This is a genomic window from Nisaea sp. (assembly GCF_039990255.1).
Classification (GTDB): Bacteria; Pseudomonadota; Alphaproteobacteria; order Thalassobaculales; family Thalassobaculaceae; genus Nisaea.
In genome coordinates this window covers 126,279-150,739 of the sequence record NZ_JBDXGG010000004.1, presented here as the reverse complement: position 1 = coordinate 150,739, position 24,461 = coordinate 126,279, and the positions used below count along the sequence as shown (strand labels likewise).

Sequence of the window (24,461 nt, the reverse complement as noted above, 5' to 3'; positions counted from 1 at the left end):
ACTATTCAAATTCCTTCATCTCGTGTCTGAGCCGGGTCAGGGCCAGACGGATGCGTGACTTGACAGTTCCCAGCGGCAGACCGCTTTCCTCGGCGATCCGGCTGTGAGACGCGTCATCGAAAAATGCACGGCGAACCAGTTCGGCCTGCTCGTCCGGCAAGGCCCGCATGGCCGACGCGATGTGCTGGCGTGCCTGTGTGTCTTGAAGCGACCTGTCGGGTGCGGGTTCCGCTGCCGGAACGAGTCCGGGATCTTCCGGGTCCAGCTCCGGCCGCCGTTCGCGGCGCAACCGATCGATTCGCTTGTTCCGGGCAATCGTGAAGATCCATGTGCTGGCTCCAGCTTGCCTACGGTCAAAGCTTGCTGCCTTGCGCCAGACCATCACCATCGCTTCCTGTGCGACATCTTCTGCCATTGCCGGGTCCGCGCCGAGTCTCAAGAGGTACGATTTCAGCCGCGGAGCGAAATGTTCGAAGAGCTGCCGGAACGCCACTTTGTCGTGCGTCTCGGCAATGGCCTCAATCTGGTCTTCATGCGTCATGTTCAATGTGAGCCGACCCATCCGCTTTGCTGCCCGATCCGGTTGTACCGTTTCGAAAGGCGCGGACTCAAGTGCGTGATCCAAAGTTTCCAGGCTGGCTTGCTCAAACATGACTGAGAAGATACGGTCAGCGCATAGCGACGGATCACTCGGCGGGAAAAATTTCTCGATACCCGGCTGATTTCTCAATGCCGCCACATTCTTTGCATTGTATATTGACCGCCGGGATGGCATCCAAAACCCTCAACACGAAAACCGGAATGGCTGGCTCTATCACTATGACGCACTTCCGCTTGCTTTTGCTCGGTCTCGCCGTTGCTTTCGGCGCGACTTCAATCGTTTCTGCCCCAATCGCCTTGGCCCAGGAACCTCAGACCATCGGCCGCAATAGCGACTGGATTGCCTACACCTACGAGAGTGGCGGGAAGACGGTCTGTTACATGGCCAGCACGCCGACCAAGGCAGAAGGCAATTACTCCAAGCGCGGCCATATCTATGCGCTGGTCACCCATCACCCCGACGCGGACAGCAAGGGTGAGTTCAGCATCGTCACCGGTTACAGCTACAAGCCGGACAGCGAGGTCGAGGTCGAGATCGGCGGGCGGAAATTCTCGCTCTTCACCGACAAGGACCGGGCTTGGGCGCCGGATGCCAAAACGGACAGCTCCATCGTCAACGCGATGATCAAGGGCAGCAATATGGTGGTGGCCGGGGTCTCTACGCGCGGCACCAAGACCTCCGACACCTATTCCCTGCGCGGTTTCACAGCAACCAAGAAACTGATCGACGGAAAATGCCGGAAGTAACCGCCGGCCGGGCTTAGACTGCCCTAGGCTGAAGCCCGCTGCCGGCAATACGGCCGTTAACCAGATCGCGGATCGTTGCGCCGATTGCAGGCGCCAGGATCACACCCGGATGGGCAGCGGCAATATAGGCTCCCGGCAATGATGTCACCGGACCGACGAGCGGAATGCCGCCGTCCGGGAATGGCCGCTGGCCAATCTGCACGGACTGGACTGTCACCTCTCCCGTCTCTTTCAGGACGCGCTGTGCCCGGTCGACAGTGCGTTGAGCGAGGGTGCCTTCCGGATCTTCGCCCTTGGGCATGCTGTGGGCCGATATCAGCAGGCCGGGTGTGGGGACGCGGAATTCAAGCTCCGGGCTGTCCGTGATGCAGGTTGTTTGCGGAAAGTTCCCAGTGACGGTAACCAGCGCGGCTGGTGAGGCCTTGACGCCGAGGTCTTGAACAAACGGGGCGAGGATCCGGCTGCTCCCTGTTCCCGCCGCGACGATCAGGTTGTCAGCCTCCAGCCGGGTATCTCCGGCCCTGACGCCGGTCACACGTCCGCCCTTGCTCTCGATGGCAGTGATTTCTGTGCCGGTGATCAATGTCGTGCCTGCCTCCGCCGCCGCTTTCAGCAACAGTCGTGTGGTAGCGGTAACATCCAGCGCGAACTCCTCCGGCGCGTACAGTGCCGTCTCCGGCGGTACGGCAAGCTGCGGCAGCATGGCGGCAATCTCGGCCTGATTGAGAAGCTTATAGTTGCCGCCTGCCTTCCGGTGCCCTTCCAGCGCCTCCATGGTTTCCGCGACCGAGTCGCCCCAGAACAGTGCGCCCTGCCGATGCGCCGGGAGCGGGCAGTCGAGCGCCCGTTCCAGCGCCGCCCAGGCCCGGAACGCATTCTGACGCAGGGCATAAATCGCCGGGTCGTTTTCCGGATCGAACGTGATGGCGTTGATCCAGCCGAAGGAGGCTGCCGAGACCCCTTCGCCGGGGCCTGGCCGGGCCTCGACAATCGTGACGTCCGCACCGGCGCGGCTTAGCTCGAAAGCGGCCACGGCGCCGATGATCCCGGCACCGGCGATGACGACCTTCTGCGATGCGCTCATTGCTGGTCTCCCAGAACTTCTTCTCTCGCCCACGAGATACGCGGGTTTGGCATGGCTGCTTTCCGCCGATTCGGCTTGCCTTTGCGGGCTTGTGCACTCATTTTACGGCCCATGTCGACACATGCTTTATCTACTTCCGCCGCCTCCGACCAGTCGGCGATGACCGATCTCGCCACAGACCTTGCCGTCAAGGATCTGGTGGGCCTTGATCGCGAGCAGCTCATAGAAGAGCTGAAGACGCGCGGCCTGCCGAAATTCCGTGCGGGTCAGATCTGGCACTGGATCTACCACAAGGGTGTGACAGATTTTGCCGAGATGACGACGCTGGCAAAGCCTCTGCGTGAAGAGCTGGCCACCCACTACAAGATCGGCCGCCCCGAGATCACCCGCGAGCAGTGGAGCGAGGACGGCACCGCGAAGTGGCTGCTGAAATTCGACGACGGGAACGAGGCCGAGGCCGTGTTTATCCCGGACGACGACCGGGGCACACTCTGCATCTCCTCCCAGGTCGGCTGCACGCTGACCTGCTCCTTCTGTCATACCGGTACCCAGCGCCTTGTCCGTAACCTGACATCCGGCGAAATGGTGGCCCAGATACTGGTCGCGCTCGACCGGCTCGGCGGTTTTCCGACGGCTCAGAGCGACCGCAAGCTGACCAACATCGTGCTGATGGGCATGGGTGAGCCGCTGTATAATTTCGACAATGTGAAGCGCGCCATGATGATCGCCATGGATGGCGAGGGCCTCGGCCTGTCCAAGCGCCGCATCACCCTGTCGACCTCCGGCATCGTTCCCGAGATGGAGCGCTGCGGCGCCGAAATCGGCGTGAACCTCGCGGTCTCCCTGCACGCGGTGACCGACGAGATCCGCAACAAGCTGGTGCCGATCAACAAGAAATACCCGATCAAGGATCTGATCGAGGCCTGCCGGACCTATCCCGGCGTCAACAATGCCCGCCGCATCACCTTCGAATACGTCATGCTGAAAGGCGTGAACGACAGCCTGGATGACGCGCGCGCGCTGGTGAAGCTGATCGAGGACATTCCGGCCAAGATCAATCTGATCCCTTTCAATCCGTGGCCCGGCGTTGAATATGAATGTTCCGACGACGAGACCATCGAGAAATTCGCTCAGGTGGTTCTGAAGGCGGGCTATGCCTCCCCGGTGCGGACCCCGCGCGGGCGAGACATTCTGGCGGCCTGCGGACAGCTGAAGTCCGCGAGCGAGCGGCTGCGGAAGAAAGACCGGATCGCGGCAATTGCGGCTGCGAGTGCTGGGTAGATAATCTCGAAGTGCGACTCAGGACAGAGAGTTTATTTACGTTGAGGCCAAGTATTGAGATTGCCGAGCGGCGTTGAATTCAACGTGGCGAACTAAGTACTTTAGCTCTTTAGATATGAAACACTCATCCCTCGATCTAAAGTGGAATCTAAGGCTAAACAGATGATCTCGGCGAGATTCATCCGTATCGCGTAATCTTTCTCACCATATCTTCAGGGCGCGCTGAATGAAATTTCTTTAGAGGCAAAAGTAGTAAAATATCTATAAATTCCAGATCGTTACGCTTTAAACCATTTTGCTATCTGGTCTCTGGTGCCTTCGCTCAATTGATTTTTCACAAATGTGTTGAGACGCTCAGGGCTTGGTTGGACAAACTCAGCTTCAAGCTCTTCCGTCCAAGTATCGAAATCCGCCGGGTCGCCGGCGGTAATTAGGCCAACTCCATGGCGACCCGCCTCTTCGAGCAGGTCTTTCAAGGTGTTGCTCTGGAACGTTTCAAGTTTATCGTCGGGAATATATGCCAGCACATATGCTCTCGTGCCAGCCCGTCGGTGCGATAAAGCTTCGTAGACTGCAGTCAAATTCAACCCCTCAATGTGCTTAACCTCAAAGGTAATTACGTCAAAATAACGGCCTGGAATGTGGGAAAAGGTAGTCATAGCGGCCACCGTTAAGTCGGGGCGACTCCAAATACCATCAGTACGGCGTCCACCTCTATCTGTTCGTTCTGCAGCAGCGAACTCGAAGATTTTATCAGGCAGCCAGCGTTCCTTGAGGACTTTCAGCATCGGGTCATACAGTGAAACCTCATCCGGATAAGGTGACGAGTTTGATGGTTTTTGCCCTTTCTTGGGTTTCTCTTCTGGAATTACGCTTTCGGACAAGCCGATCATACCGCCACGACCGCGACCGAACCGCACACGACCTTGTTCGTTCAATCGCTTTTTCAGAGCGGTGTAGAGACCGAGTTCCCACTTCAGGTCTGTGTCACGGACCTTTAGGTTTGAGACAAGGGAGCCATCTTTCGGTAGGGCCGCCAGAAATTGTGTTTCTAGACGTTCAATCTCTTCGGATGTTTTTCCAGAAAGCGGCATTTTTCCCTCCCAAGCAATGGTTTCTAGGATTTGAATTGCAGGGACACACTACTTAATTTCCCTTAGTAGTTGAGAATTTATTAAATTCTTAGAATTGCGAGGACGCACTACTTAAACCCCCGTTGGCAGTGGATGGGTTCAGGTGACACGTAATGATTCTCCGCCGTCATCCCGTCGCAGGACGGGACCCAGGGATGAAGTGCGCTGTCCGACGATCCTCTGGGCCCCGGCCTGCGCCGGGGTGACGACCGGATGTGGGATTGGGTGAATGGTTGATTTGACGGCTTGAGCCGCAGCTCAGGCCTGTGTGTCAAATGGACAGTGATTGCCCGCGGGGGTATCACCTGATTTGCGCGCCAATGTGGTTCGACGGAAATGCGGTCCCTGCGTTCCGGTCTTCCTCTCAACAAGACGAAATTCCCATGACTGAAACAGCGATGGTTCTCTTCTCCGGCGGGCAGGACTCCGCCACCTGCCTCGCCTGGGCGCTGGACCGGTTCGATCATGTCGAGACCATTGCCTTCGATTACGGCCAGACCCATGCCGTCGAGCTTGAGGTGAGAACGACCTTCCTCGCGGTGCTGCGTGAGCGCTTTCCGGAGTGGGGCGCGAAGCTCGGGGAGGATCATTTTATCGATCTCTCGCTGCTCGGCGCGATCAGCGACACGGCGCTGACCCGGGACAAAGAGATCGAGATGACAGAGGCCGGGCTGCCGAATACCTTCGTTCCGGGCCGCAATCTGCTGTTCCTGACCACGGCCGCCGCTGTCGGGTATCGCCGGGACACACGGCATATCATCGCCGGGATGTGCGAAACCGATTATTCCGGCTATCCCGATTGCCGGGACGACACCATCAAGGCGCTTCAGGTCGCCCTGACGCTTGGCATGGACAAGCGCTATGTGCTGCACACGCCGCTGATGTGGCTGGACAAGGCGGCGACTTGGCGGATGGCGGAGGAACTTGGCGGTGCCGCGCTGGTGGAGCTGATCCGGCGGGAGAGCCATACCTGCTATCGCGGCGACCGGACCGTGCTGCATGACTGGGGCCATGGCTGCGACGATTGCCCGGCCTGCGAATTGCGCAAGTCGGGCTGGGAGCGCTATGTGGCGGTGTGACGAGCTGGGTTAAAATCAGACCTCGACGCCATACAGCTCTCGCGTTTCGGCAATCGTCTGGTCGAGGCGGTCGGCGAAAGGTGCGAACCATTCCTGCCTTCTGAGATCGTCCGCATCCTCAATATTACCCCTTTGCACCATGCCCCAGTCGAACGCGCTGCGGATGAGCGCGACCAGCGGGTGGCCGGAAGTGGTGTTCTCGGCGATGCCGCCGCGTGCCTCGACCTGATTCTCGTAGTTGTTCTGCACGGCGGCGCGCTGATGGGCCCATTCAATGTCGGTTGCTTTCTCCTCCAGGCTGACCTGATCCAGATAGTTGATGCCCGCCTTGCTGGTTTGTTCCGGGTCCGCCCCCAAGCCTTCCGTATACTGCCCAATGAGTCGGCTCGGGCCGTTATAGAGGCCCATGGCCATACCCTGCTGTCCGCGCATGATGTCTCGGGCGGTGGACTGCTCGTCCTCCGTGAACTGGCCGCCGTCATTGCTGGCGACGGCAAAAAGGGCTCTTCGGTCAAGGTCGCCGAACAGGGAGTGATTATCAGTGCCCTCGTTGCCGTTTCTGTTATAGGGCTCGCCGCTTTCCTTCATCGCCGCGTATTTCGCGTCGAGATTCTCGCGGGCGGCGGTGGCGACTTCCTCGAAAGGACGCTCCTGGGAGAAGGGTTGTGCGCTCGGGTCGGCGATGCCGAGCGCCAGATTGCGGGCGGAAAAGCCCTCGCGCGTCGGCCGGAACTGCTCGAGATAGCTGAGGCGCTCTTCAAGCGCGGTGTCCTTGGCCTGTTCCGCCTCTAGCAGGCTTTGCGCCTCGGGGGAGATCTCGATTACGTCCTGGATGACACCGTTAATGCCCGGGGACTGGTTGCTGTCGGCGGCGGTCCTGGCGCTCGGTTCTTCGGCACTGGAGGTTGCAAAGAGCCGGGTCAGAACGTTTTCAGAATAATTGCCTAGAGCGGTGATCATGTCTGCCTCTGCTATGCTGGCCGGATTGATTTTTCCGAACGGGTCTCAAGGACGCGCGGCAGCCATCGCGGGCTGTTCGCCGATGTCATTAACCAAAAGCAAGATGCATGCCGTCTGATCGGGTGGCAGGCGGATTTACGGAAAAAAATTCAGGATATTTTCGCGGATCCCTCTGTCGGGGTTGGTGCCTGCGTCAAGAAATGCTGTCCGGCGCTGCTTCAGCTTCCGGTGCGGCCTCCATCGAGAACAGCGTGTCGTAGTCCCGCAGCAGGTACAGCGCCGCGATCGCTGCCAGCATCGGCCAGGCGGCATAGAACAGCAGGTTCGGTGCTGTCCAGGGATCAAGATAGTTCGCGATCGGGGTGAGGGTGGAGCCGAGGTGCATCAGAAAGACCAAAGCGGTCGCAACGCGTTTCCGGGAGCCGATCAGGAAGGCCAGGACAATGAAGCCCTGCACTGCGCCGAGTGCGTAGGAGACGCCTTGGCCTATATCCGGCGTTCCGTAAAAATGCTGCATCATACCGGATGTGCCGACCGGATTGACGAACTTGTTCAGCACCCACATGCCGAGCACGAGTCCGACTCCGAGCCGCAGGAGAAACAAAGACCAGGTAAGGGCTACTTTTGGAACGGCGACGGTCTGCATGGAGTGGATATCCTTCGCGAACGGGCGGAGAGGTTTCGAATACGGGCTCCTGCCCGGTTGAGACAAGCGCCTGCGGCCGGGCTTCACAGGGATGTGCCGCTGTTTTACAGCTCGGCCTGTTCCGCTGGTTATTCCGATGTTTTCGAGATGAGGAAAAAGACAAATGGCTAAAGTGCTGCATACCATGGTTCGGGTGCTCGAACTGGACCGGTCCATTGCCTTCTACCAGACAGCTTTCGGACTCGACGTGGCCGATCATTTCGACTTCGAGGATTTCACTCTGGTCTACCTCCGGAACGAAGAGGCGGATTTTGAGGTCGAGCTGACCCTGAACAAGGGCCGGACGGAACCCTATAGCCATGGGGACGGATACGGGCATATCGCTTTCTGCGTCGATGACGCGGCGGCGGAACACAGGCGGTTTTCCGAGGAGGGCCTCAATCCGGCCGATATCAAGGAATTCCATCGCGACGGCACGCTGATGGCTCGGTTCTTCTTCGTGCAAGACCCGGACGGCTACAAGATTGAGGTGCTGGAACGGCACGGCCGTTACCGCTAGGGCCCTTACTCTCCGGCATCCGCCGCCCGGCGACGTTTCAGAGCGCCCGGGTTGCGATCTTCCGCCGTGCCCCAGCCGAGCGACAGGTCGATGATGGCGTGAATCAACGCGGCGTGGGCGGTTTCGACGAGGCCGTATTCGTCACCGGCGACATGGAAGTTGAGATCGCCGGATGACCGGAGCGGGTTGTCCGGGGCAAAGCCGGAGAAAGTGACAATTGAGCATCCCATATCCCGCGCCCGCTCTACGGCTTTCAGGACGTTAGGCGAGGAGCCGCTGCTGCTGATGGCGACGAGGATGTCGCCTGGCTGGGCATAGAAACCAACCTGCTCGGCAAAGATCGTGTCGCCACCGATATCGTTGGTGAGCGCTGTCAGCATGGCGTGATCTGTGATGGCAAGGGAGCGGATGCCGCCGTTCTTGACGAAATCGAGGGCGTAATGTGAGGCCATTGACGCACTGGCGCCGTTGCCGATGAAGATCATCTTCTTGTCGGCATCGTGGGCGGCCCGGCCACGTGTGAGGAAGTCGTCGAAGCCGTCGCTGAGTGTTTTCCGGTGCCCCGCATGGTCACTCACGTCGGCATCGCGGGTAAGGCGGGCCAGGGTCTCGAAATAGTGCGCCGTGCGGTCCGCCAGACTACTCAAACGTCTTCTCCCTCCGGTTCCGTTTCGCCACCCAGGTTGTCTTCTTCCTCCGCGTCCGGCTTGCCGGTCGTCACAATGTGGAAGCCAAGACCGTCATCCGGAGGCAGGGTCGACATCTGCTCGAGGATACCCTCTTTCCGCGCGTCGAGCAGCAATCGTCCGATGGGTTGGAAATGGCTGGTGCCGCCTTCGCCGTCGGGGGCGTCTATCAGGATGCGGACGGAGCGCGATGTGCGGAACCTGTTGCGTTCCAGCATGCGCTCGGTCGAGGCGACGGAGTGAGGCATGTCGAGACCGCGCAGGTCCAGCTCATACTCGGCCTCGTTGTTGCCGCGAAAGAGTGGTTTGAGCTCTCCGAGATCGACCATGGCTGCGCTTTCATTCAAAATATCATAAGGCTTTTACGTCATTTCATTTGGGCTATTCCGCGAAGAGGTGCAAGTCTTGCGATTTCCCGTCCGGTTTCAGTTGAAATGCCCGGCGTCCTTCACTATTTCTTCACTGAATTGTTTTTTTGACCTTCGGCTCATTGGGAGTGAGACATGAACTTGGATCGCAAACACATGACTGCTGCCGAGGCGGAGGCCGCACAAATCGACGTCGGCCTGCGCAGCTACATGCTCGGCGTTTACAACCACATGACCATCGGCCTGGCGCTGACCGGTTTCTTTGCCATCGGCACCAAGCTGCTGGCGATGAGCTCGCCGGCCTTTGCGCAGCTGATCTTCGCCTCGCCGCTGAAATGGGTGATTATGCTCGCCCCGCTTGGCATGGTGTTCTTCCTCGCCGCGCGTGTTCAGTCGATGTCAGCGTCGGCAGCACGCACCACTTTCTACATCTATGCCGGAGCGATGGGATTGTCGCTCGCCAGCATCTTCTTCGTCTTCACGGGGGAGAGTATCGCGCGGGTGTTCTTCATCACCGCTGCTGCCTTTGCCGGTCTCAGCCTCTATGGGTACACGACGAAGAAAAACCTCAGCGGCATGGGCACCTTCCTGTTCATGGGCCTGATCGGCATTCTGATCGCCAGCGTTGTTAACATCTTCCTGGCGTCGACCATGATGCAGTTCATCATCTCTGTTGGCGGGGTGCTGGTTTTTGCTGGCCTGACTGCTTACGACACCCAGAACATCAAGAACATGTATGTGGAGTCCGATGGCCACGAGGTCGCGACCAAGAAGTCGATCATGGGCGCTTTGCAGCTCTATCTCGACTTCATCAACATGTTCATTTTCATGCTGCAGCTGTTCGGCAACCGCGAATAGTCTGACGGGTTTCAATTGAGGGGTCGCGCCGGTTCTCCGGCGCGACCTTTTTTATTTTATGGCTTTTTTCAGATGGCTGTTAACCGGTCATAAAGTTTAACTTATATATACACGGCAATGCCGGATGTCCGGTTAGGTTGTTTTTTTAGTTGGGACTTGGTGGCGATGGCGGTTCAGACCCTTTACGAGGTGCACACGCTTAAAGGCGGGAGCTGGGCAGTTGATTCGACCTATCCGGATAGAGATACCGCCATTGATGTCGCGAAGTCGCTGCACGGCGAGAAACAGTTCAATGCCGTCAAGGTCATCAAGGACACCTTCGATGAGGTGACCGGGAGCGGTAAGGAAATCGTGGTTTTCGATACCACCTCGAAGGTGGGGCGAGACAAGACGCCGCCGCCAGCAGCAGAACAGCCGGCGGCCGCTGCGGCGGCACCGGCGCGGTCTGCGTCAGCACAAGCGCGCGGAGCGAAGGGGAAGAACACGAAGGGCGATTATGCGATGGCCGCCAAGGTCACGCTTTTGCTGGTTCTCATCCTCGCTGGAGGGCTTGGTACGATCTATCTGCTGCATTATGCGGGTGGAAATTTCCAGAAGCTGTTCTGAGCCCGTTTCACGAGCCGCCCACCCGCTCCATCAGGGCCAACGGCGGTTGACCCGCTGCATGCCGGACATGCTGAAATACTCATCGAAAATGGTCGGCGGTCCCGCAAGCTCGTGGATCAGTCTTGCCAGCCCATAGCGAAGAGCCGGAATTTCCATGCCGGTTTCCGTCCAGTCCTTGGGCAGCGGCAGCAGACACCGGTTCCGTCCAATATTCACAATGGTCTCGCGAAAAGTCAGACGGCCTTCCCAGAAGCAGTCGAGCAGAAGTGTGCGTGCATTCTCGCTGGCGAACCGGTTAGGGGAGGGCACCTGATAGTGAGCATTCTCGACCATGCCGTAGGCCATCGTGATGCGGATATCCTTCAGGAAGGTCAGATGTAGGCTGTGCTGATCCGCGGCCAGTCCGGTCTCTTCGCCCTTCGCATTGGTCCGGGGTATGAAGCGATGGCGCAGGGTCGGGCGCAGAATCGGTAGCCAGTCGACTACATCGCTGTCGGCGATGATTGTAACGAACGCACTCAGATCCATGGGATCACCCGTCGAGGCGGGTGTCGGTGTCGTCGCGTCCCGGCCATTCCGGCAGGTCGCGACCGGTTGCTTCGGCCAGCACCGTGCGGGCGTTCCCCAGGATCAGTTTGGCCCGCGTCTTCAGTCTGTCTGTGCCGAGAATAGTGCTTGCGACTTCCGGCTGGGAGATCAGCAGCATCACTTCATCGAGGCACTCGCAAAGGTCGGCCGCCGCGGCGATCATCTGGGCGTTACCCTGTCGTTCCAGTGGATCGCCGGCCCAGCTCATGGTGCCTATTTGTGCAGGCGAATTGCCGCGGGCATAGGACCAGAGCTCACCACTCGTGTTCATTCGCCACGGGCCGGGTGTGTATTTAGTCATAAGGCACAATCCTTGAATTTTTGGGGCAGCTTAATGACGGATTGCCTGTGTCGGCAATGCTGCCAAGCCATGGCAGATAGTGGCCCGCGAGAAATGACAGGCGGAAGACGCGAGAAACAGTCTGTCAGACATGGGATTCTCATGACGCCGTGACTCTGCTATGATTCTACAAGATATTGTAGGTCCGTTGAGGAACCCGATGAAATTTACCCATATTTGTGCCGTAACGCTCTTGCTGGCGCTTGGCGGATGCGGTCTCGGCGACCTCTTTGGAAGCGGCAGCGAGGAGCTGCGGGTGCGCGCCTATGTGAGGGATGAACTTGACCGCGTTGAAACGGTGCGTGGCCCACGCCGACGGCTCTATATTGACGAGAGAGTTTCCGAAACCGTGGCTGCAGCGAATACCGACGATGCCCGTCTTTCGGAGATGGAAAACACGCTCGGCCGTTTGAAGACCGACCTCAATATTGTCGCTCGCAAAGTTGAGAAGCGGATCGAGCTTGGCGCTAATATTCCTGGCGGAACGCAGACAACGCGTGCGCCTGCGCAGGCAGGGTCATTGGATTTGGAACAGCTGTCCGATATCAGGGCGGATGTCGACGCAGCCCTCAGGGCGGTCAGCAAACTGAATGCGGATCAGGAAACGGCTGACGCACGGGCGAATGCCCGATTCGAGCGCTTGGAATTGCGAACGAGCGAGCTGAACTGGCCGGAACAGAACGGTGGTAGCGGGCTGCATCTGGCCTCCTATCGAACCCAAGAGGCCGCGCTGGCCGGATGGGAGTTGTTGCGAACGGAATTCCCGGAACTGCTCGCCGCTGAGAGCCCGCTCTTTGTTGAGGTCGATACTGTTGCCGGGCTGTTCATTCGTCTGATGGTTGGGGCCGGGCGTGATCAGAACTGGTTGGCGAAAGCGCAGGATCAGATTCGGGACGAAGGAGAATACGCCGTGATTATGCCGATTCCGTCGGCACAGAGGCCAATCTCTCCACAGAAAAGAAATCTTCCGCAGCCCCCCAAGGTACTGATTCCAAGCTCCTGATCAGGAGCGCTTCACTGTGAGGGAGTGGTGCCGCAGGAGGGACTCGAACCCCCGACCCCATCATTACGAATGACGTGCTCTACCACCTGAGCTACTGCGGCATATCTCGCGCGGGAACGGCTACTTAAGCCTTCACGGCTGTTGGTGCAAGGGGAAAATCGGTGCGTGCCGGGCCTGCGGGTCACGGTGGCGGTTCTGCTCCAACGCGCCGAAGCGCCCTGTACACTCCTGCTATTGCCTCGGTCGTTTGTATTGACGGGTCGGCCGTTCAGTTCTGGTAACGATTCGCCGTGCGTTTTTCCGTTGCGGCAAGAGCATTCAGTCCAGGGAAAATTTCTGATTCAAGAAATTCAAGTCGCCGTTGGGAGCTGCCGCCGTGCGATGTGAATCGCTCTTCCCAGAGGTTTAGCTTGACGACAAGCCCGCATAAAACGCTGCCGGTGGCTCCATGCTGCTCCACGATCTGTGCACGAAGCGTATGGAAGGACTCAGCTGTCGGGTCTTCCCAGAAATGGCTGGAACTCTGATCGAAATGGTCGAACCGCTGTTTAACCGACGCGACGATCCCGTATAGCGCTCGCATGGCCTGCGTCGTCCTGCTCTTCAGTGATGGGCTGTCTTGAGCGATCGGTGAGCTGAGGAATTCCTCAACCCAGGGTCGGAAATGTTTGATGCGTTTTTCCGACTCGGTCAGACAGCTTCGGAAATAAGAGAACCCGAGGAAGGTGTCGCCGTAATTCTCGAGAAAGCGAGGGATCGCGGAGACATCGGTTTCAAGATCGGCCGCAAGTTTCTCCAGCTCGCAGAGAACAGTATCCCGATCCGGATTGCGCAGGTATTCGACGAGGTTTCCGTAACTGCCAAGCGCGGCGCCGTCCCTTGCAAAAAGCCGGCGAACAATCGGCCTTGTATAGTGCTTCATGAACTGGGTCAGCTCACGGTATTTCTCCGGTGAGAGCCGGAGAGCATCATAGTTCTCGAACCCTATATCCAACTCCCGCAATGCCACGCGCAGGGTGTAGACATCGTAGCTGCCGATCGCCGCCAGGCGCTTCAGGATCGCAACGTCGCTTATCAATTCAGGGGCTTGGGAATTGAAATGGTTGGGCAGGTGGTCCGGCTTGATCTGCCCGCTGCCGGAGCCGCTGTCTTTGAACAGTTCCACAACAGCGTGAAGCTGTGCGTTCTTGATCAAGGAATGGCGTTTCAGAGCCAGGGTCTTGAGCGGAAGCAAACCGAGCGGCAGCCGGTACAGGCTGTCCATATCAGCAGTGTCGATGTGCGAGCCGACGGGACCGGGTTCGGTGGCGCCAACCTCTGAAAGGGAAAATGCCATGCCACCGTATGAGCAATTTTGGTGCCTGCTGGAGGACTCTTTACGACTCCAAGCACTTACCGTGCAGAGGCGAGATGGAAACTGAAACTGCGGCGTATACTCATTCGTTGAATAGGGTCGGAATTGCCTAGCGGCGGGCAAGAGATTTCTGTCAGTGCGAGGTATTCAGCTACCGAGAGCGCTATGCTGTGTGGGAGTGATCCAGCTCTTCGACAAGATCTGGAACCGATGGGACAGGCTCAACCTGGATATTGAGGCTGTACTCAGCGGGATTGGGGACGGGCCACAAGCCGAGAAGCAAGTCGTTCACCACCATGCCGTCCATCGATAACGGAAGCACCATGCTGAAGCAGCGCCTTGGAATACCGTTAGTGCCTTCAAAGGCAGCCGTTTGGGCTGCGGGTTTTCGGGAATCCGCAACGGAACGCATCAGTCGGAACATATTGGAGCGGCAGGCGGCTGGTTGGTACTTTCCTCCGGCCGTACTGCCGGGTTTCAGGCTGCGGGACAGTTCCCCAATACGTTGGCCGACAAGCTCGTATCGATAATCGTCAGAAGTTGCTTTCAGCAAGGCGAGATGGGGAAGCAGGCGGGAGCCAAATTGCAGCGGATCCAGCGAGGTGCGCGGCTTTCCAGCCGGTAACGTCGACCAGACATTGTATAGTCTGCATATGCTGTCTCGGTTCAACAGCAATTGTGTGCTCTCTTGCATCACAGCCTGACTCCTGAACTTGGATAAGTATTTTAGTACAATATCGTCGAAATTCAATTTTTATTGGATTCGGATGTAAAACGGATCTCTGGTGCCTTCGTAAAGGGACTGCGATCCCAAGGCTCTGAGGGGCATGCGGAAAGCTGGTTTGTCATGACCGTAGCGCTGGTATACCCTCCCCAGCAGACTGTGGTCCCGACAGGATACGGAGCGTTGTCAGGGAATGGCTGAAGCCAGTATGGAATCCAGGGTCGCGGCCCTGTGCCTCGAAAAAGGACTGAAGATGACGGAGCCGCGCCGGGTGATCGCGCGCGTCCTGTCCGAGGCAGAGGACCATCCCGATGTGGAATCCCTGCATGAGCGGGTGCGAGAGATTGATCGTTCGATCTCGATTGCAACCGTTTACCGGACGATGAAGCTCTTTGAGGAAGCACAGATCGTCACCAAGCGCGATTTTGGCGATGGCCGGGCGCGTTATGAGGAGATCAATGGTGAGGAAGACCATCACCATCACATGATCGATGTGACGACTGGCAATGTGATCGAGTTCTATAACGAGGAACTCGAGGCACTTAAGGACTACATCGCCAGGGAGTTAGGTTTCGAGCTGGTGGATCATCATCTCGAATTGTTTGGCGTTCCGCTGAAAAAGGCGGAGGCGAAAACGGCGCCGAAATACAAGCCAAAGGCCAAAACGAAAATCATCAGCGGCAAACCGCCAGCCTGAGCCTTTTCTAATTCCATCATGGGTGTTTGGTGCGTGAAGCGCCGGCCGAGTGAAGCCGCGCGTGGGTCATGTCAGGCATCCGTGCGGTCGATCAAGTGCATGAAGGATCCGAAGACGGTTCCGATTTGAGCACCAATCTTGCCGATCTCCGACCCTGAAGCATCGGAGACCTGGAACAGTGGCGCGCTGCCCGTTGCCCCGACCGTGGTGGCATAATGGAATTCATGCCCGCGCCAGCTGCTTTCCGCAGCGCCAAGCGGGGTGTCTGCGAGCATCGTGGCGATTCGGTAGCCGAGATGGCGCTTGGGTTCCGCGAAACTTGTCGCATGAGGAAGCAAACCGGACATCCGGTGAACCACACCATCTGCGTCCGTCAGAGTTTGTCCTAGCGTCATGTAGCCGCCGCACTCTCCATAGACCGGCGCGCCGACACGGGCGTGCGTGCGCAGTCCTTCCATGAAGATCGTTGCCACTGTGAGGCGCCCTGCATACAGCTCCGGATAGCCGCCGGGCAGATAGATTGCATCGGCATCCGGGGCTGGCGCTTCGTCACCGAGCGGCGAGAAGAAAGATAGCTCCGCCCCGGCGTGGCGCCAGCCATCGAGAACATGAGGATATGAGAAGGCGAAGGCGGCATCCCGCGCAACGGCGATTCTCTGGCCGAGCGGCGGCAGCGATATTGCGGCGGGAGCGGCGCCAGTTGCTGTGGTGCGGAGTGATGCGGTTTTCATGATCGCATCAAGATCGAGGTCATTCTCCATCCGGTCAGCGGCAGCTTCCAGAAACCCTTCAAGGTCGGGATGCTCACCCGCTTGAACCAGTCCGAGATGACGGCTTGGCCGGGCGATCTGCGTATCCGAGCGGACGGCGCCGAGCACGGCGTGCCCGGCTCTGACAAGCGCCTGGCGCAATATCGTCTCGTGCTTCTCGCTGCCGACCTTGTTCAGGATCACACCCGCCAACCGGACATCTGAATCGAACCGGGCGAAACCGTCTGTGAGCGCGGCGATGGATTGGGCCTGTCGTCCCGCATCGACGACCAGCAACACCGGCCAACCCGTGAGACGTGCAAGGCTGGCCGTCGAGCCGTCGGCCAGAGGATCGGGGCTGCTGCCGAGATGAGCGCCGTCAAACAGTCCCATCACACCTTCTACGATGGTGAGCACCGGTTCGGGAGAGAGCGTTGCCGATAGCGTTTCCGGCCGCATCGCCCAGCTATCGAGATTGATGCAAGCACGACCGGTCGCGGCGGCATGGAACGCGGGGTCGATATAGTCCGGGCCGACCTTGGCGCTGGAAACGTCGATGCCCTTCCGCCGCAACGCCCGCAACAGACCAAGCGTGATTGTGGTCTTGCCGCTGCCCGAGGCCGGTGCCGCGATGATCAGGCCTTTGGACACATTTGTTATCCGGTCTGCAGGGTGTCGTTTTTGGAGAGCCCGAGCGGGTCAGCGTCCAGACTTTTTCCTGTAGTGGCTCCGAGCCAGTCGAGACCAGCGCGCAGACGCACGATCTCGCCAATGGCGACGATTGCGGGCGGCTTTACGTTATGCAGGCGTATATCCTCTGCCGCGCGGCCGAGCGTTGTCTCCAGCACCTGCATCTCTGGCATCGAGGCATTGGTGACGAGCGCAACCGGCTCGTCCGCACTGCGCCCCGCAGCCATAAGCTTGTCCGCGATCGCGCCCAGATGCTTGATCGCCATGTAGAGGATCAAAGCCGGGCAGCCTCTGGCAACTGCATCCCAGTCGACCCCGGTGACGTTGCCGGTGGCATCGTGCCCGGTGATCATGGTGACGGCGTGGTTTGTGTCACGGTGGGTGAGCGGAATGCCGGCGAAGGCAAGGCCGCCGATGCCGGCGGTAATACCAGGGCAGATTCGGAACGGAATACCAGACTGAACCAGGGAGAGGGCTTCCTCGCCGCCGCGTCCGAAGACGAACGGATCGCCGCCCTTGAGCCGCAGCACGCGAAGATCCTGCCGGGCGAGCTGGATCAGGCGAAGTGTGATATCGGCCTGTTTCGGTGACGGTTTGCCGCCACGCTTGCCAGCATATTCGCGCGGTGTGTCGGCGGGCGCGAGAGCCAGGATATCCTCGCTGACCAGCGCATCGTAGACGATCACATCGGCGGCCTGCATGGCGGCGTGGGCCTGCAGGGTCAAAAGCCCGGCATGTCCCGGCCCGGCACCGACCAGCCAGACGCTGCCCGGTGCGAAGTCAGCGGCGAATTCTGTCACGTTTGTCATGGCTTAGACCCTACTCCCGCGCCGGAGTGTTTTCCAGCACGGCGGACAATGATATTTCATGGTGAAAATACCGGTGGTTAAGTCGATGATCTACTGCCTCTGCGTCTTGAAGCCGCGTGAATTCGACATGGATGCGCGGCGCCGGACCGGTTAAGAGATTTCATGGCAAGAAAACCGGACGGACCGCTGAGAAGAGGCTGGACCACGGGCGCATGCGCGACGGCGGCGACAAAGGCTGCCTACACGGCGCTGTTGACCGGTGAGTTCCCCGATCCTGTTTCCATAAAATTGCCAAAAGGCGAGCAACCGGGTTTTGCATTGGCGCGCGAATCGCTGTGCGATGGTGAGGCAAGCGCCGCCATCGTCAAGGATGCGGGCGACGATCCGGATGTGACGCACCTCGCGACCATCGTCTCCACGGTGCGGCCCGGCGCCCCCGGAAGTGGTGTGGTGTTCAGGGCAGGTGAGGGCGTCGGGATGGTGACCCGCGAGGGCCTGCCGATCCCGCCGGGCGAGCCTGCCATCAATCCGGTGCCGCGTGAGCTGATGTGTGGTGTTGTGGCGGAGGTTGCCCGCGCCCATGGCGGCAGTGGCGATGTGGAAATCGAGATTTCCGTGCCGGGCGGTGAGGCGTTGGCGAAAAAAACCTGGAACCCGCGCCTCGGCATTGCCGGCGGTTTGTCGATCCTCGGCACCACCGGTGTGGTAATCCCGTTCTCCTGCTCGGCCTGGATACATTCCATTCATCGCGGCATCGACGTCGCCCGCGCCGGCGGGTTCCCACTGGTCGCGGCCTGCACCGGTTCGACCTCGGAAGCAGCGGTGGTGAAGCGCCACGGTCTGGACGAGACCGCCTTGCTGGATATGGGCGATTTCGTCGGTGGCATGCTGAAATATCTGCGCCGTCATCCGCTGCCGAAGGTGCTGATCGGCGGTGGTTTCGCCAAGTTGACCAAGCTGGCGCAGGGCCATATGGATCTGCATTCTGGCCGAAGCCAAGTGGATATGGACTGGCTGGCAGAGCAGCTTGCGGCGGTGGGCGGCGAAGCTGGTTTGGTCGAACGGGCGAAGGTCGCGAACACCGCGCTCGAAATCCTGAATATGGCGCTCGAGGCCGGGTTGCCGCTGGGCGACCGGATTGGCGCGCTGGCCCGTGCAGAGGCGGCGGCCATGGTCGCGGGCACGGAGACGGAAATCATCGTCGAGGTGTTCGACCGCAAGGGCACTCTGGTCGGCGCGGCGGGAGAGGTTTGAGGATGCCACGCGTTCTGGTGCTTGGCGGGACGGATCTCGCCAATGCTTTTATCAAAGCGCTTCAGACGGCACACCCGGATCTTGAGATCGTGCTGTCGCTGGCGGGGCGGACCCGCAGCCCGAAGCTGCCGGACTGCACGATTCGGACGGGCGGTTTTGGTGGTGCCGAGGGATTGTCGGACTATCTCCGGGAAGAAGGCATCACAGCGCTGGTCGATGCGACCCATCCCTATGCGGCGCAAATCTCGGCCAATGCCGCGAAAGCCGCCGTCGAAGCCGGAACGCCATGCTTGCATCTGGTGCGCCCGACCTGGGAGCAGGCCCCTTACGATAACTGGCATCATGCGCGGGATTATGAGGAGGCGGCAAAGCATCTGGACGAACTCTCCCAAACCCATCCGCTGACGGTCTTCCTGACTGTGGGTCGTCAGGAGCTGAAGCCGTTTCATCACCTGATGAATTGCACCCACGTCGTCCGCTCGGTCGAGCAGCCGGACGAGGCTGAATTGCCGCCCGGCGCCCGCGTGGTGCTGGCACGCGGGCCGTTTAGGGAAGAGGACGAGGCCGCGTTCCTGAAGGAAAACAGGATCGACGTCATCGTCTCGAAGAACAGCGGTGGCACGGCCACCTACGGCAAGATCCTCGCTGCCCGCTCGCTCCGCATGCCGGTAGTGATGGTGGAACGCCCGTCGCTGCCAGAAGGAGAGATAGTCGGAGACTTGGAAAGCGCTCTCGTCTGGGTAGGGGGACGACTTCATTAGTCGCTGCGCGTAGCACAAATGGTCGCGCTGAATAGTCCGAAAGGCTTCAATCAGCCCATCCACTTGGGAGCTTACCTGATATGCGCTAGCGCTTTGAATAGTCCAGCAGAAAAGCCTCTAGCTCCTCCTTACTTCCCGGGAACCGGGCAAAACTATGGACTGCAGGAACGTTCGCCCATGACAGTTTTTCTTCCGTCATCAGTTCGATGAAGGGTTCAAACCACGTTAGATCATCAAGCACAGACGCGCGTAAATTCATCCGGGTGTCTGCGCCTTTGATACGTGTGAATATGAAATTCAGACACTTGGCGCAAAAGTTGTGCTCTCGCTGTTCAGTCCGTAAGCCACCGGTCACAAGTTCGCCGGTTACCGAGAAGCCCTCGGCTGGAAACATCACCGTCAAGGAGTAAGCGCTTGCGCTGAGCTTCTGGCAATCTTTGCAGTGACATGCGAGCGTCAGAAGCGGTTGTTCGGTCACACGGACCTGCACCGATCCGCAAAGGCATGAGCCTTCCAAAGGAAGCTTGGGAGCGTTCATTGTGAAATTCCTGCTGAGGTAGAGTGCGAAGTTTATCAGACATCCGAACTGCAGTCCTGGATGGCTGCCCCGATCATCTGGGGCCTGATTCTCCGGCCGTAACTATGGCTGGGGGGTTCCTTCGCCCCGGTGCTGCGACAAGCAGGCCCGCTGCAGTGATCAGTATCATGCCGCAAATTGTCAGCAGGTCCGGTTGTTCGGCGAAGAAGACAAAGCCCCAGAGCGCTGCGGAGACCAGATAGGCATAGTCAAATGTCGCGATGATCGATGGCGGCGCGATCTGGTAGGCCTTGGCTGTTCCGGCGGAATAGAGCGCCATGAGTGCGCCGAGAAGTGCCATTATACTCCACTCTCGGACTCCCATGGCTCCCCAGTCGCCGAGCAGGAACGGCGCGCTGGCTTGTGTCTCCGCGCCAAGATTAGCGAGCGTGAGCAGTATCGTCCCGATCAGCCCGGTGACGAGGAACGTGCTGTTGAGGGTGAAGGAGAGCGTTAGCGGTGTTTCGCCGCGGCACTTGCTCCGGGTCAGAATCATCGAGAGGGAATAAAGCAGGGCAGCCAGCAAGGGCAGGAGCGCGTACCAGGAAAAGGCGTCAGTACCTGGCCGGAGAATAGCGATAACACCGAGAAAGCCGAGTAGGACACCGCCCCAGCGGCGCGGCGAGACTTTCTCGCCGATCAACGCGGCGGAGAGCAGGGCGGTGATGATCGGGTTTGTGTAGACGGCGACGGCGGCGACAGAGAGTTTGAGTTCCGGAAGCGAGGCGTAAAACGCGATCCAGGTGAGCACCAGCAAGGCGCTGCGCAGCCAGGTCCAGCTTGGCGTATGTGGCCAAAATCCGGCTTTCCTCACAAGCATCAGGGGGACCAGAATAGGAAGTGCCATGAGTGCGCGTGCGGCAAAAACCTGCCACAGAGTGAGCTCGGCACTGACCAGCTTCACCACCGCATCTGCGAAGGCCATAAACAGCACTGAGACGAGAATGCACGCGATGCCAAAAGCAATCTGGTCCGGCCGCGTATCGTCGCCCTGTTCCATGTCCCTATGGTCCCTGTGCCGTGGTCTCGCGGTCTAGGCCTTAACCTCCGGCCTTAGAATATGCGTGTGCTCGGCGTCATAGAGCGCGCTATCCCGGAAATCCTCTTCGCTCAACACCCGGCCGACCATGATCAGTGCGGTGCGGGTGATCTTTGCCGCGCGCACCTTGCCGCGGATGTCCGACAGCGTTCCCCGGATGATCTGCTGGTCCGGCCAGCTGGCGCGGTAGATCACGGCGACCGGGCAGTCCGCGCCGTAATGCGGTGTCAGCGCGCGTTCGATATGGCGCAGATTGCGGATCGAGAGATGGATTGCCAGCGTCGCTTTCGAGCGGCCCAGCTCTTCCAGCTCCTCGCCCTCTGGCATCGCGCTCGATTGCATGGTGGTGCGGGTCAGGATCAGGGTTTGGCTGATTTCCGGCAGGGTCAGCTCGGTTTCCAGCGCGGCGGCGGCAGCCGTATAGGCGGGCACGCCGGGGATGATCTCGAACGGGATGCTTGCCGCGCGCAGGCGGCGGATCTGCTCAGCGATGGCGCCATAGAGTGACGGGTCGCCGGAATGCACCCGGGCGACATCATGCCCCGCTGCATCGGCAGCCTCGATATCGCTCAGGATCTCGTCCAGCGTCATCGGCGCGGTATCGATCACTTTGGCGCCGTCCGGCGCATGGGCGACGACCGCTTCAGGGACAAGCGATCCGGCATAGAGGCAGACCGGGCAGCGGGCGATCAGATCCCGGCCTTTGATGGTCAGCAGGTCAGGATCGCCGGGTCCGGCGCCGATGAAATAGACAGTCATTGTGCAGCCTCTGAAGTCTTGTCCGCCCGAATGCTGGTGCCAGCCTTCCCGGCATAACCGCGCGGGGTGTAGACGTGTTTGCCGTTGAACCGGGTTTCGCTGGAGCCGACCATAACCAGCGTCAGCATGTCGACCTGATCTACCGAGAGATCCTTCAGCGTCGTCACGGTAATCTTCTCCTCCTCGCGGCCGAGCGAACGGCCGAGGATCACTGGCGTTTCTGGCGGGCGGTGCTGCAGGAGCACGTCGCGGGCATAGGCGAGCTGGGTCCGGCGGCGCATGGAGACCGGGTTGTAGAAGGAGATCACGAAATCCCCTTCGGCTGCGGCCTTCACCCTCTGCTGGATCGCCTCCCACGGTGTCAGCAGGTCGGAGAGGGAGATGGTGCAGAAATCATGGCCGAGCGGCGCGCCGATCCGGGCGGCGCAGGCCTGCAGGGCGGAGATGCCGGGCGTGACCCAGACATGCAGCCGTTCCCAGTCCTTCCGGTCCGCCTTGTCCAGCAACTCATAGACCAGCGTCGCCATGGCATAAATGCCGATATCGCCGGAAGACACCAGCACCACCGATTTGCCTTCCGCCGCGAGATCGAGGGCGTAGGCGGCGCGCTTCTCTTCTTCTCCGAGTGCGAAGTCATGCCGCTCCTTGCCCGCTGCGAGCGGGCCGAGCAGATCGATATAGAGGCCATAGCCGACAATCACATCGGCATTGCGGATGGCCATATCGGCTTCCGGCGTGCGCCAGTAATCAGCGCCGGGGCCGATGCCGACCAGGGCGAGCTGTCCGCGCGCCGTGCCGGTGGAGGTGACGTCGATCAGTGCCGGAGCTTCAGCGATAGCGCAGGTGGCGCGTTTCGATTTCCGCTTCGGCACAATCAAGGCCGCGTCCGGCCCGGCAGCGGCAAGGGCCGCGCCTTCGCTGACGCCATGGCAGCCGACTTCCCGGAACACCACGTCCGACGGTGTGGCGAGACGCGGGGTTTCCTCTTCCAGCCGGGCCGCATCGAAGAACCGGACTGGCCGGCCGAGATGGGCGCCGAGGGCATGCACTGCCGCCTCGTCCATCTTCACGTCGATGGAATAGACGCTGGCAATCGCCTCGGGGGCGAGATTGTTTTCGGCCAACGTCTCCACGACCAGACGGATCAGTTCCTCCGGCTCCGCATCCCGCTCGCAGCCGACTCCAAGGGCGAGGCGTTCGGGGTGATAGGTCAGGCTTTTCGGTGCGGCATCGGCGATTTTGACGGAGGCCGTGATCCGGCAATCGGCCGTATCGGCCCGCTTGAGGCCCGCGTCAGCCAGCCAGTCCAGCGCCGGGTCGATGGCGGCGGGCTCTCCGGCCAGCAGGGCTGCGGCAACACTCTTGTAATCGGCGTCGTGCGCGAGGTGCCAGCCAGTCGGCGGATTGTCGAGCGCGACGCCGAGGCTGAGGTCGCTGGCGGTGGTGATCGATGGCGCGGTGCCGAGGGCTTCACCGGCCCGTCGTGCCAGATCGTTGGCGCCGTGGTGACCGCCGAGCAGCGGAACGATGGCTGAACCATCTTCGGCGATGGCCAGCACCGGCGGTTCCGACTCTTTGTTGGCTAGCAATGGCGCCAGGATGCGGATCAACGCTCCGGCAGCGCCGACGAACAGGATCGGTGAGCCGATAGTGAAGAGATCACGCAGATGCTCAGCGACTTCGGTGAAGATACGGTCGGCAGGCGCGGTGCGGGCATGCAACTCCATCTCCAGCGCCTTAGCGAGTTTTTCACCGGTCTCGCGGCCGGACGGGGACAGAACGACGATTGTCATAGGCGGCTTCCCTCAAGGAAGGCCTCACCGCGTTTATGCAGGAGGATCATGGAGAAATAGGGGGCGGCGGACGCATCCACTTCGGCGAGCGGCAGGCAGCGCTGGCTGTCCATCGTGGCATGCTCGATATAGCGGGCACTGTCGAGCAGGTCGAGATCGGCCAGAAGGTTACGGACACGCTCTAGATGGCGGCCGACCTTCATGATGACGGCGCCGTCCGTGTTTTCCAGCCGGTCCCGCAGGATGTCGTCCGGCAGGGGGGCGGGCAAAACCGTCAGCACGTCATTGCGGGAGACCAGCGGGGCGCCGAGCGCGGCGGCGGAAGCCATCAGCGAGGAGATTCCCGGCACGACTTCGGCCCGGTGCTTCGGGGCCAGCCGTTCATAGAGATACATGAAGGAGCCATAGAAGAACGGATCGCCCTCGCACAGCACGACGACATTCTGGCCGACGTCGAGCGCGTCGCCAATATGCAGGCTGGCCGCGTCATAGACCTGCGCCGCCGGGAACCGCGCGGTCACCATCGGCATGCGGATGGCGTATTCCGCGCGGCCTTCCGGAATATGCGGTGCGGCGATCTCGCGCGCCAGACTGTCGCCATCCTCAGGTGCCGGATAGCAGATCAGATCCGCCGCTTGCAGCCGCTTCAGTGCCTTCAGCGTGATCAGGTCGGGATCGCCCGGCCCGACACCGATGCCCGTGAGCAAACCGGTCATG

Annotated in this window: 28 protein-coding genes and 1 tRNA gene; 10 read left to right on the top strand and 19 right to left on the bottom strand. The window is 60.0% G+C overall.

Annotated elements, in window-relative coordinates:
- Window position 1 precedes the first annotated feature (1 nt).
- Window positions 2–541: a sigma-70 family RNA polymerase sigma factor gene (locus ABJ076_RS01305; protein ID WP_348191415.1), complete on the bottom strand. Its 540-nt coding sequence runs from the start codon at window positions 539–541 to the stop codon at window positions 2–4.
- A gap of 227 nt (window positions 542–768) precedes the next feature.
- Between ABJ076_RS01305 and ABJ076_RS01300 the strand changes: the two genes are divergently transcribed.
- On the top strand, window positions 769–1,347 hold the full coding sequence (locus ABJ076_RS01300; protein ID WP_348191418.1) for an invasion associated locus B family protein: 579 nt from the start codon (window positions 769–771) through the stop codon (window positions 1,345–1,347).
- 13 nt (window positions 1,348–1,360) lie between these two features.
- On the opposite strand, the gene ABJ076_RS01295 is transcribed toward ABJ076_RS01300, so the two are convergent.
- Complete coding sequence (locus ABJ076_RS01295; RefSeq protein WP_348191421.1) at window positions 1,361–2,431, bottom strand: FAD-dependent oxidoreductase; 1,071 nt, start codon at window positions 2,429–2,431, stop codon at window positions 1,361–1,363.
- A 111-nt stretch (window positions 2,432–2,542) separates the two neighbouring features.
- On the opposite strand from ABJ076_RS01295, the gene rlmN reads away from it, so the two are divergent.
- Window positions 2,543–3,712 (top strand): 23S rRNA (adenine(2503)-C(2))-methyltransferase RlmN, encoded by a 1,170-nt coding sequence (rlmN, locus tag ABJ076_RS01290; protein ID WP_348191424.1) that lies wholly within the window; start codon window positions 2,543–2,545, stop codon window positions 3,710–3,712.
- A gap of 278 nt (window positions 3,713–3,990) precedes the next feature.
- Here rlmN and ABJ076_RS01285 read toward each other — a convergent pair whose 3' ends face one another.
- The gene (locus ABJ076_RS01285; protein ID WP_348191427.1) at window positions 3,991–4,806 is read right to left on the bottom strand and encodes a hypothetical protein; all 816 of its coding nucleotides are present in this window, start codon (window positions 4,804–4,806) and stop codon (window positions 3,991–3,993) included.
- Window positions 4,807–5,228: 422 nt separating this feature from the next.
- On the opposite strand from ABJ076_RS01285, the gene queC reads away from it, so the two are divergent.
- A complete protein-coding gene (queC, locus tag ABJ076_RS01280; protein ID WP_348191430.1) occupies window positions 5,229–5,924 on the top strand; it encodes a 7-cyano-7-deazaguanine synthase QueC in 696 nt (231 codons plus the stop codon).
- A 15-nt stretch (window positions 5,925–5,939) separates the two neighbouring features.
- Here the strand turns inward: queC and ABJ076_RS01275 are convergent, their stop codons facing one another.
- Entirely contained in the window at window positions 5,940–6,884 is a 945-nt protein-coding gene (locus ABJ076_RS01275; RefSeq protein ID WP_348191433.1) for a hypothetical protein, read from the bottom strand.
- A 193-nt stretch (window positions 6,885–7,077) separates the two neighbouring features.
- On the bottom strand, window positions 7,078–7,530 hold the full coding sequence (locus ABJ076_RS01270) for a hypothetical protein (protein WP_348191435.1): 453 nt from the start codon (window positions 7,528–7,530) through the stop codon (window positions 7,078–7,080).
- A 163-nt stretch (window positions 7,531–7,693) separates the two neighbouring features.
- On the opposite strand from ABJ076_RS01270, the gene ABJ076_RS01265 reads away from it, so the two are divergent.
- A complete protein-coding gene (locus tag ABJ076_RS01265) occupies window positions 7,694–8,089 on the top strand; it encodes a VOC family protein (protein WP_348191438.1) in 396 nt (131 codons plus the stop codon).
- 5 nt (window positions 8,090–8,094) lie between these two features.
- Here ABJ076_RS01265 and ABJ076_RS01260 read toward each other — a convergent pair whose 3' ends face one another.
- Entirely contained in the window at window positions 8,095–8,736 is a 642-nt protein-coding gene (locus tag ABJ076_RS01260; RefSeq protein WP_348191441.1) for an SIS domain-containing protein, read from the bottom strand.
- On the bottom strand, window positions 8,733–9,104 hold the full coding sequence (locus ABJ076_RS01255; RefSeq protein WP_348191444.1) for a hypothetical protein: 372 nt from the start codon (window positions 9,102–9,104) through the stop codon (window positions 8,733–8,735). The genes ABJ076_RS01260 and ABJ076_RS01255 overlap by 4 nt, the downstream gene beginning before the upstream one ends.
- 174 nt (window positions 9,105–9,278) lie before the next feature.
- Between ABJ076_RS01255 and ABJ076_RS01250 the strand changes: the two genes are divergently transcribed.
- The gene (locus tag ABJ076_RS01250; protein WP_348198236.1) at window positions 9,279–10,001 is read left to right on the top strand and encodes a Bax inhibitor-1/YccA family protein; all 723 of its coding nucleotides are present in this window, start codon (window positions 9,279–9,281) and stop codon (window positions 9,999–10,001) included.
- A 165-nt stretch (window positions 10,002–10,166) separates the two neighbouring features.
- Entirely contained in the window at window positions 10,167–10,607 is a 441-nt protein-coding gene (locus ABJ076_RS01245; protein WP_348191449.1) for a hypothetical protein, read from the top strand.
- A gap of 30 nt (window positions 10,608–10,637) precedes the next feature.
- Here the strand turns inward: ABJ076_RS01245 and ABJ076_RS01240 are convergent, their stop codons facing one another.
- On the bottom strand, window positions 10,638–11,135 hold the full coding sequence (locus tag ABJ076_RS01240) for a hypothetical protein (protein WP_348191452.1): 498 nt from the start codon (window positions 11,133–11,135) through the stop codon (window positions 10,638–10,640).
- Between the two features lie 4 nt (window positions 11,136–11,139).
- Entirely contained in the window at window positions 11,140–11,496 is a 357-nt protein-coding gene (locus ABJ076_RS01235; RefSeq protein WP_348191455.1) for a hypothetical protein, read from the bottom strand.
- Between the two features lie 199 nt (window positions 11,497–11,695).
- Between ABJ076_RS01235 and ABJ076_RS01230 the strand changes: the two genes are divergently transcribed.
- Window positions 11,696–12,538 (top strand): hypothetical protein, encoded by an 843-nt coding sequence (locus tag ABJ076_RS01230; RefSeq protein ID WP_348191457.1) that lies wholly within the window; start codon window positions 11,696–11,698, stop codon window positions 12,536–12,538.
- A gap of 25 nt (window positions 12,539–12,563) precedes the next feature.
- On the opposite strand, the gene ABJ076_RS01225 is transcribed toward ABJ076_RS01230, so the two are convergent.
- From ABJ076_RS01225 to ABJ076_RS01215, 3 genes are all read right to left on the bottom strand, one after another.
- Window positions 12,564–12,639, bottom strand: a tRNA-Thr gene (locus tag ABJ076_RS01225).
- A gap of 167 nt (window positions 12,640–12,806) precedes the next feature.
- Complete coding sequence (locus ABJ076_RS01220; RefSeq protein ID WP_348191460.1) at window positions 12,807–13,874, bottom strand: hypothetical protein; 1,068 nt, start codon at window positions 13,872–13,874, stop codon at window positions 12,807–12,809.
- Window positions 13,875–14,055: 181 nt separating this feature from the next.
- Window positions 14,056–14,586 (bottom strand): hypothetical protein, encoded by a 531-nt coding sequence (locus ABJ076_RS01215; RefSeq protein WP_348191463.1) that lies wholly within the window; start codon window positions 14,584–14,586, stop codon window positions 14,056–14,058.
- 223 nt (window positions 14,587–14,809) lie between these two features.
- On the opposite strand from ABJ076_RS01215, the gene ABJ076_RS01210 reads away from it, so the two are divergent.
- On the top strand, window positions 14,810–15,313 hold the full coding sequence (locus tag ABJ076_RS01210; RefSeq protein ID WP_348191466.1) for a transcriptional repressor: 504 nt from the start codon (window positions 14,810–14,812) through the stop codon (window positions 15,311–15,313).
- Window positions 15,314–15,384: 71 nt separating this feature from the next.
- On the opposite strand, the gene ABJ076_RS01205 is transcribed toward ABJ076_RS01210, so the two are convergent.
- Window positions 15,385–16,713 carry a cobyrinate a,c-diamide synthase gene (locus ABJ076_RS01205; RefSeq protein WP_348191469.1) on the bottom strand — a complete coding sequence of 443 codons (1,329 nt, stop codon included), beginning with the start codon at window positions 16,711–16,713 and terminating at the stop codon, window positions 15,385–15,387.
- 5 nt (window positions 16,714–16,718) lie between these two features.
- Window positions 16,719–17,561: a uroporphyrinogen-III C-methyltransferase gene (gene cobA / locus ABJ076_RS01200; protein WP_348191472.1), complete on the bottom strand. Its 843-nt coding sequence runs from the start codon at window positions 17,559–17,561 to the stop codon at window positions 16,719–16,721.
- A 162-nt stretch (window positions 17,562–17,723) separates the two neighbouring features.
- Here cobA and ABJ076_RS01195 point away from each other — a divergent pair, with 162 nt between their 5' ends.
- Both ABJ076_RS01195 and ABJ076_RS01190 read left to right on the top strand, forming a co-directional pair.
- Window positions 17,724–18,815 (top strand): cobalt-precorrin-5B (C(1))-methyltransferase, encoded by a 1,092-nt coding sequence (locus tag ABJ076_RS01195; protein WP_348191473.1) that lies wholly within the window; start codon window positions 17,724–17,726, stop codon window positions 18,813–18,815.
- Between the two features lie 2 nt (window positions 18,816–18,817).
- A complete protein-coding gene (locus ABJ076_RS01190; protein WP_348191475.1) occupies window positions 18,818–19,576 on the top strand; it encodes a cobalt-precorrin-6A reductase in 759 nt (252 codons plus the stop codon).
- Window positions 19,577–19,661: 85 nt separating this feature from the next.
- Here ABJ076_RS01190 and ABJ076_RS01185 read toward each other — a convergent pair whose 3' ends face one another.
- The 5 genes from ABJ076_RS01185 to cobI form a co-directional block, all read right to left on the bottom strand.
- Window positions 19,662–20,114, bottom strand: a complete 453-nt coding sequence (locus tag ABJ076_RS01185) for a GFA family protein (RefSeq protein WP_348191478.1) — start codon at window positions 20,112–20,114, stop codon at window positions 19,662–19,664.
- 73 nt (window positions 20,115–20,187) lie between these two features.
- On the bottom strand, window positions 20,188–21,153 hold the full coding sequence (locus ABJ076_RS01180) for a DMT family transporter (RefSeq protein ID WP_348191480.1): 966 nt from the start codon (window positions 21,151–21,153) through the stop codon (window positions 20,188–20,190).
- Window positions 21,154–21,186: 33 nt separating this feature from the next.
- Window positions 21,187–21,951, bottom strand: a complete 765-nt coding sequence (gene cobM / locus ABJ076_RS01175) for a precorrin-4 C(11)-methyltransferase (RefSeq protein ID WP_348191483.1) — start codon at window positions 21,949–21,951, stop codon at window positions 21,187–21,189.
- Complete coding sequence (gene cobJ / locus ABJ076_RS01170) at window positions 21,948–23,744, bottom strand: precorrin-3B C(17)-methyltransferase (protein WP_348191486.1); 1,797 nt, start codon at window positions 23,742–23,744, stop codon at window positions 21,948–21,950. Before cobJ ends, cobM begins: the two co-directional genes overlap by 4 nt.
- On the bottom strand, window positions 23,741–24,460 hold the full coding sequence (gene cobI, locus ABJ076_RS01165; protein ID WP_348191488.1) for a precorrin-2 C(20)-methyltransferase: 720 nt from the start codon (window positions 24,458–24,460) through the stop codon (window positions 23,741–23,743). The genes cobJ and cobI overlap by 4 nt, the downstream gene beginning before the upstream one ends.
- Between the last annotated feature and the right edge of the window lies 1 nt (window position 24,461).

What these genes read in the sequence shown, in the direction of transcription:
- ABJ076_RS01305 (WP_348191415.1), bottom strand. Translation starts at nt 541, where the DNA reads ATGACGCATGAAGACCAGATTGAGGCCATTGCCGAGACGCACGACAAA.
- ABJ076_RS01300 (WP_348191418.1), top strand. Translation starts at nt 769, where the DNA reads ATGGCATCCAAAACCCTCAACACGAAAACCGGAATGGCTGGCTCTATC.
- ABJ076_RS01295 (WP_348191421.1), bottom strand. Translation starts at nt 2,431, where the DNA reads ATGAGCGCATCGCAGAAGGTCGTCATCGCCGGTGCCGGGATCATCGGC.
- rlmN (WP_348191424.1), top strand. Translation starts at nt 2,543, where the DNA reads ATGTCGACACATGCTTTATCTACTTCCGCCGCCTCCGACCAGTCGGCG.
- ABJ076_RS01285 (WP_348191427.1), bottom strand. Translation starts at nt 4,806, where the DNA reads ATGCCGCTTTCTGGAAAAACATCCGAAGAGATTGAACGTCTAGAAACA.
- queC (WP_348191430.1), top strand. Translation starts at nt 5,229, where the DNA reads ATGACTGAAACAGCGATGGTTCTCTTCTCCGGCGGGCAGGACTCCGCC.
- ABJ076_RS01275 (WP_348191433.1), bottom strand. Translation starts at nt 6,884, where the DNA reads ATGATCACCGCTCTAGGCAATTATTCTGAAAACGTTCTGACCCGGCTC.
- ABJ076_RS01270 (WP_348191435.1), bottom strand. Translation starts at nt 7,530, where the DNA reads ATGCAGACCGTCGCCGTTCCAAAAGTAGCCCTTACCTGGTCTTTGTTT.
- ABJ076_RS01265 (WP_348191438.1), top strand. Translation starts at nt 7,694, where the DNA reads ATGGCTAAAGTGCTGCATACCATGGTTCGGGTGCTCGAACTGGACCGG.
- ABJ076_RS01255 (WP_348191444.1), bottom strand. Translation starts at nt 9,104, where the DNA reads ATGGTCGATCTCGGAGAGCTCAAACCACTCTTTCGCGGCAACAACGAG.
- ABJ076_RS01250 (WP_348198236.1), top strand. Translation starts at nt 9,279, where the DNA reads ATGAACTTGGATCGCAAACACATGACTGCTGCCGAGGCGGAGGCCGCA.
- ABJ076_RS01245 (WP_348191449.1), top strand. Translation starts at nt 10,167, where the DNA reads ATGGCGGTTCAGACCCTTTACGAGGTGCACACGCTTAAAGGCGGGAGC.
- ABJ076_RS01240 (WP_348191452.1), bottom strand. Translation starts at nt 11,135, where the DNA reads ATGGATCTGAGTGCGTTCGTTACAATCATCGCCGACAGCGATGTAGTC.
- ABJ076_RS01235 (WP_348191455.1), bottom strand. Translation starts at nt 11,496, where the DNA reads ATGACTAAATACACACCCGGCCCGTGGCGAATGAACACGAGTGGTGAG.
- ABJ076_RS01230 (WP_348191457.1), top strand. Translation starts at nt 11,696, where the DNA reads ATGAAATTTACCCATATTTGTGCCGTAACGCTCTTGCTGGCGCTTGGC.
- ABJ076_RS01220 (WP_348191460.1), bottom strand. Translation starts at nt 13,874, where the DNA reads ATGGCATTTTCCCTTTCAGAGGTTGGCGCCACCGAACCCGGTCCCGTC.
- ABJ076_RS01215 (WP_348191463.1), bottom strand. Translation starts at nt 14,586, where the DNA reads ATGCAAGAGAGCACACAATTGCTGTTGAACCGAGACAGCATATGCAGA.
- ABJ076_RS01210 (WP_348191466.1), top strand. Translation starts at nt 14,810, where the DNA reads ATGGCTGAAGCCAGTATGGAATCCAGGGTCGCGGCCCTGTGCCTCGAA.
- cobA (WP_348191472.1), bottom strand. Translation starts at nt 17,561, where the DNA reads ATGACAAACGTGACAGAATTCGCCGCTGACTTCGCACCGGGCAGCGTC.
- ABJ076_RS01195 (WP_348191473.1), top strand. Translation starts at nt 17,724, where the DNA reads ATGGCAAGAAAACCGGACGGACCGCTGAGAAGAGGCTGGACCACGGGC.
- ABJ076_RS01190 (WP_348191475.1), top strand. Translation starts at nt 18,818, where the DNA reads ATGCCACGCGTTCTGGTGCTTGGCGGGACGGATCTCGCCAATGCTTTT.
- ABJ076_RS01185 (WP_348191478.1), bottom strand. Translation starts at nt 20,114, where the DNA reads ATGAACGCTCCCAAGCTTCCTTTGGAAGGCTCATGCCTTTGCGGATCG.
- ABJ076_RS01180 (WP_348191480.1), bottom strand. Translation starts at nt 21,153, where the DNA reads ATGGAACAGGGCGACGATACGCGGCCGGACCAGATTGCTTTTGGCATC.
- cobM (WP_348191483.1), bottom strand. Translation starts at nt 21,951, where the DNA reads ATGACTGTCTATTTCATCGGCGCCGGACCCGGCGATCCTGACCTGCTG.
- cobJ (WP_348191486.1), bottom strand. Translation starts at nt 23,744, where the DNA reads ATGACAATCGTCGTTCTGTCCCCGTCCGGCCGCGAGACCGGTGAAAAA.
- cobI (WP_348191488.1), bottom strand. Translation starts at nt 24,460, where the DNA reads ATGACCGGTTTGCTCACGGGCATCGGTGTCGGGCCGGGCGATCCCGAC.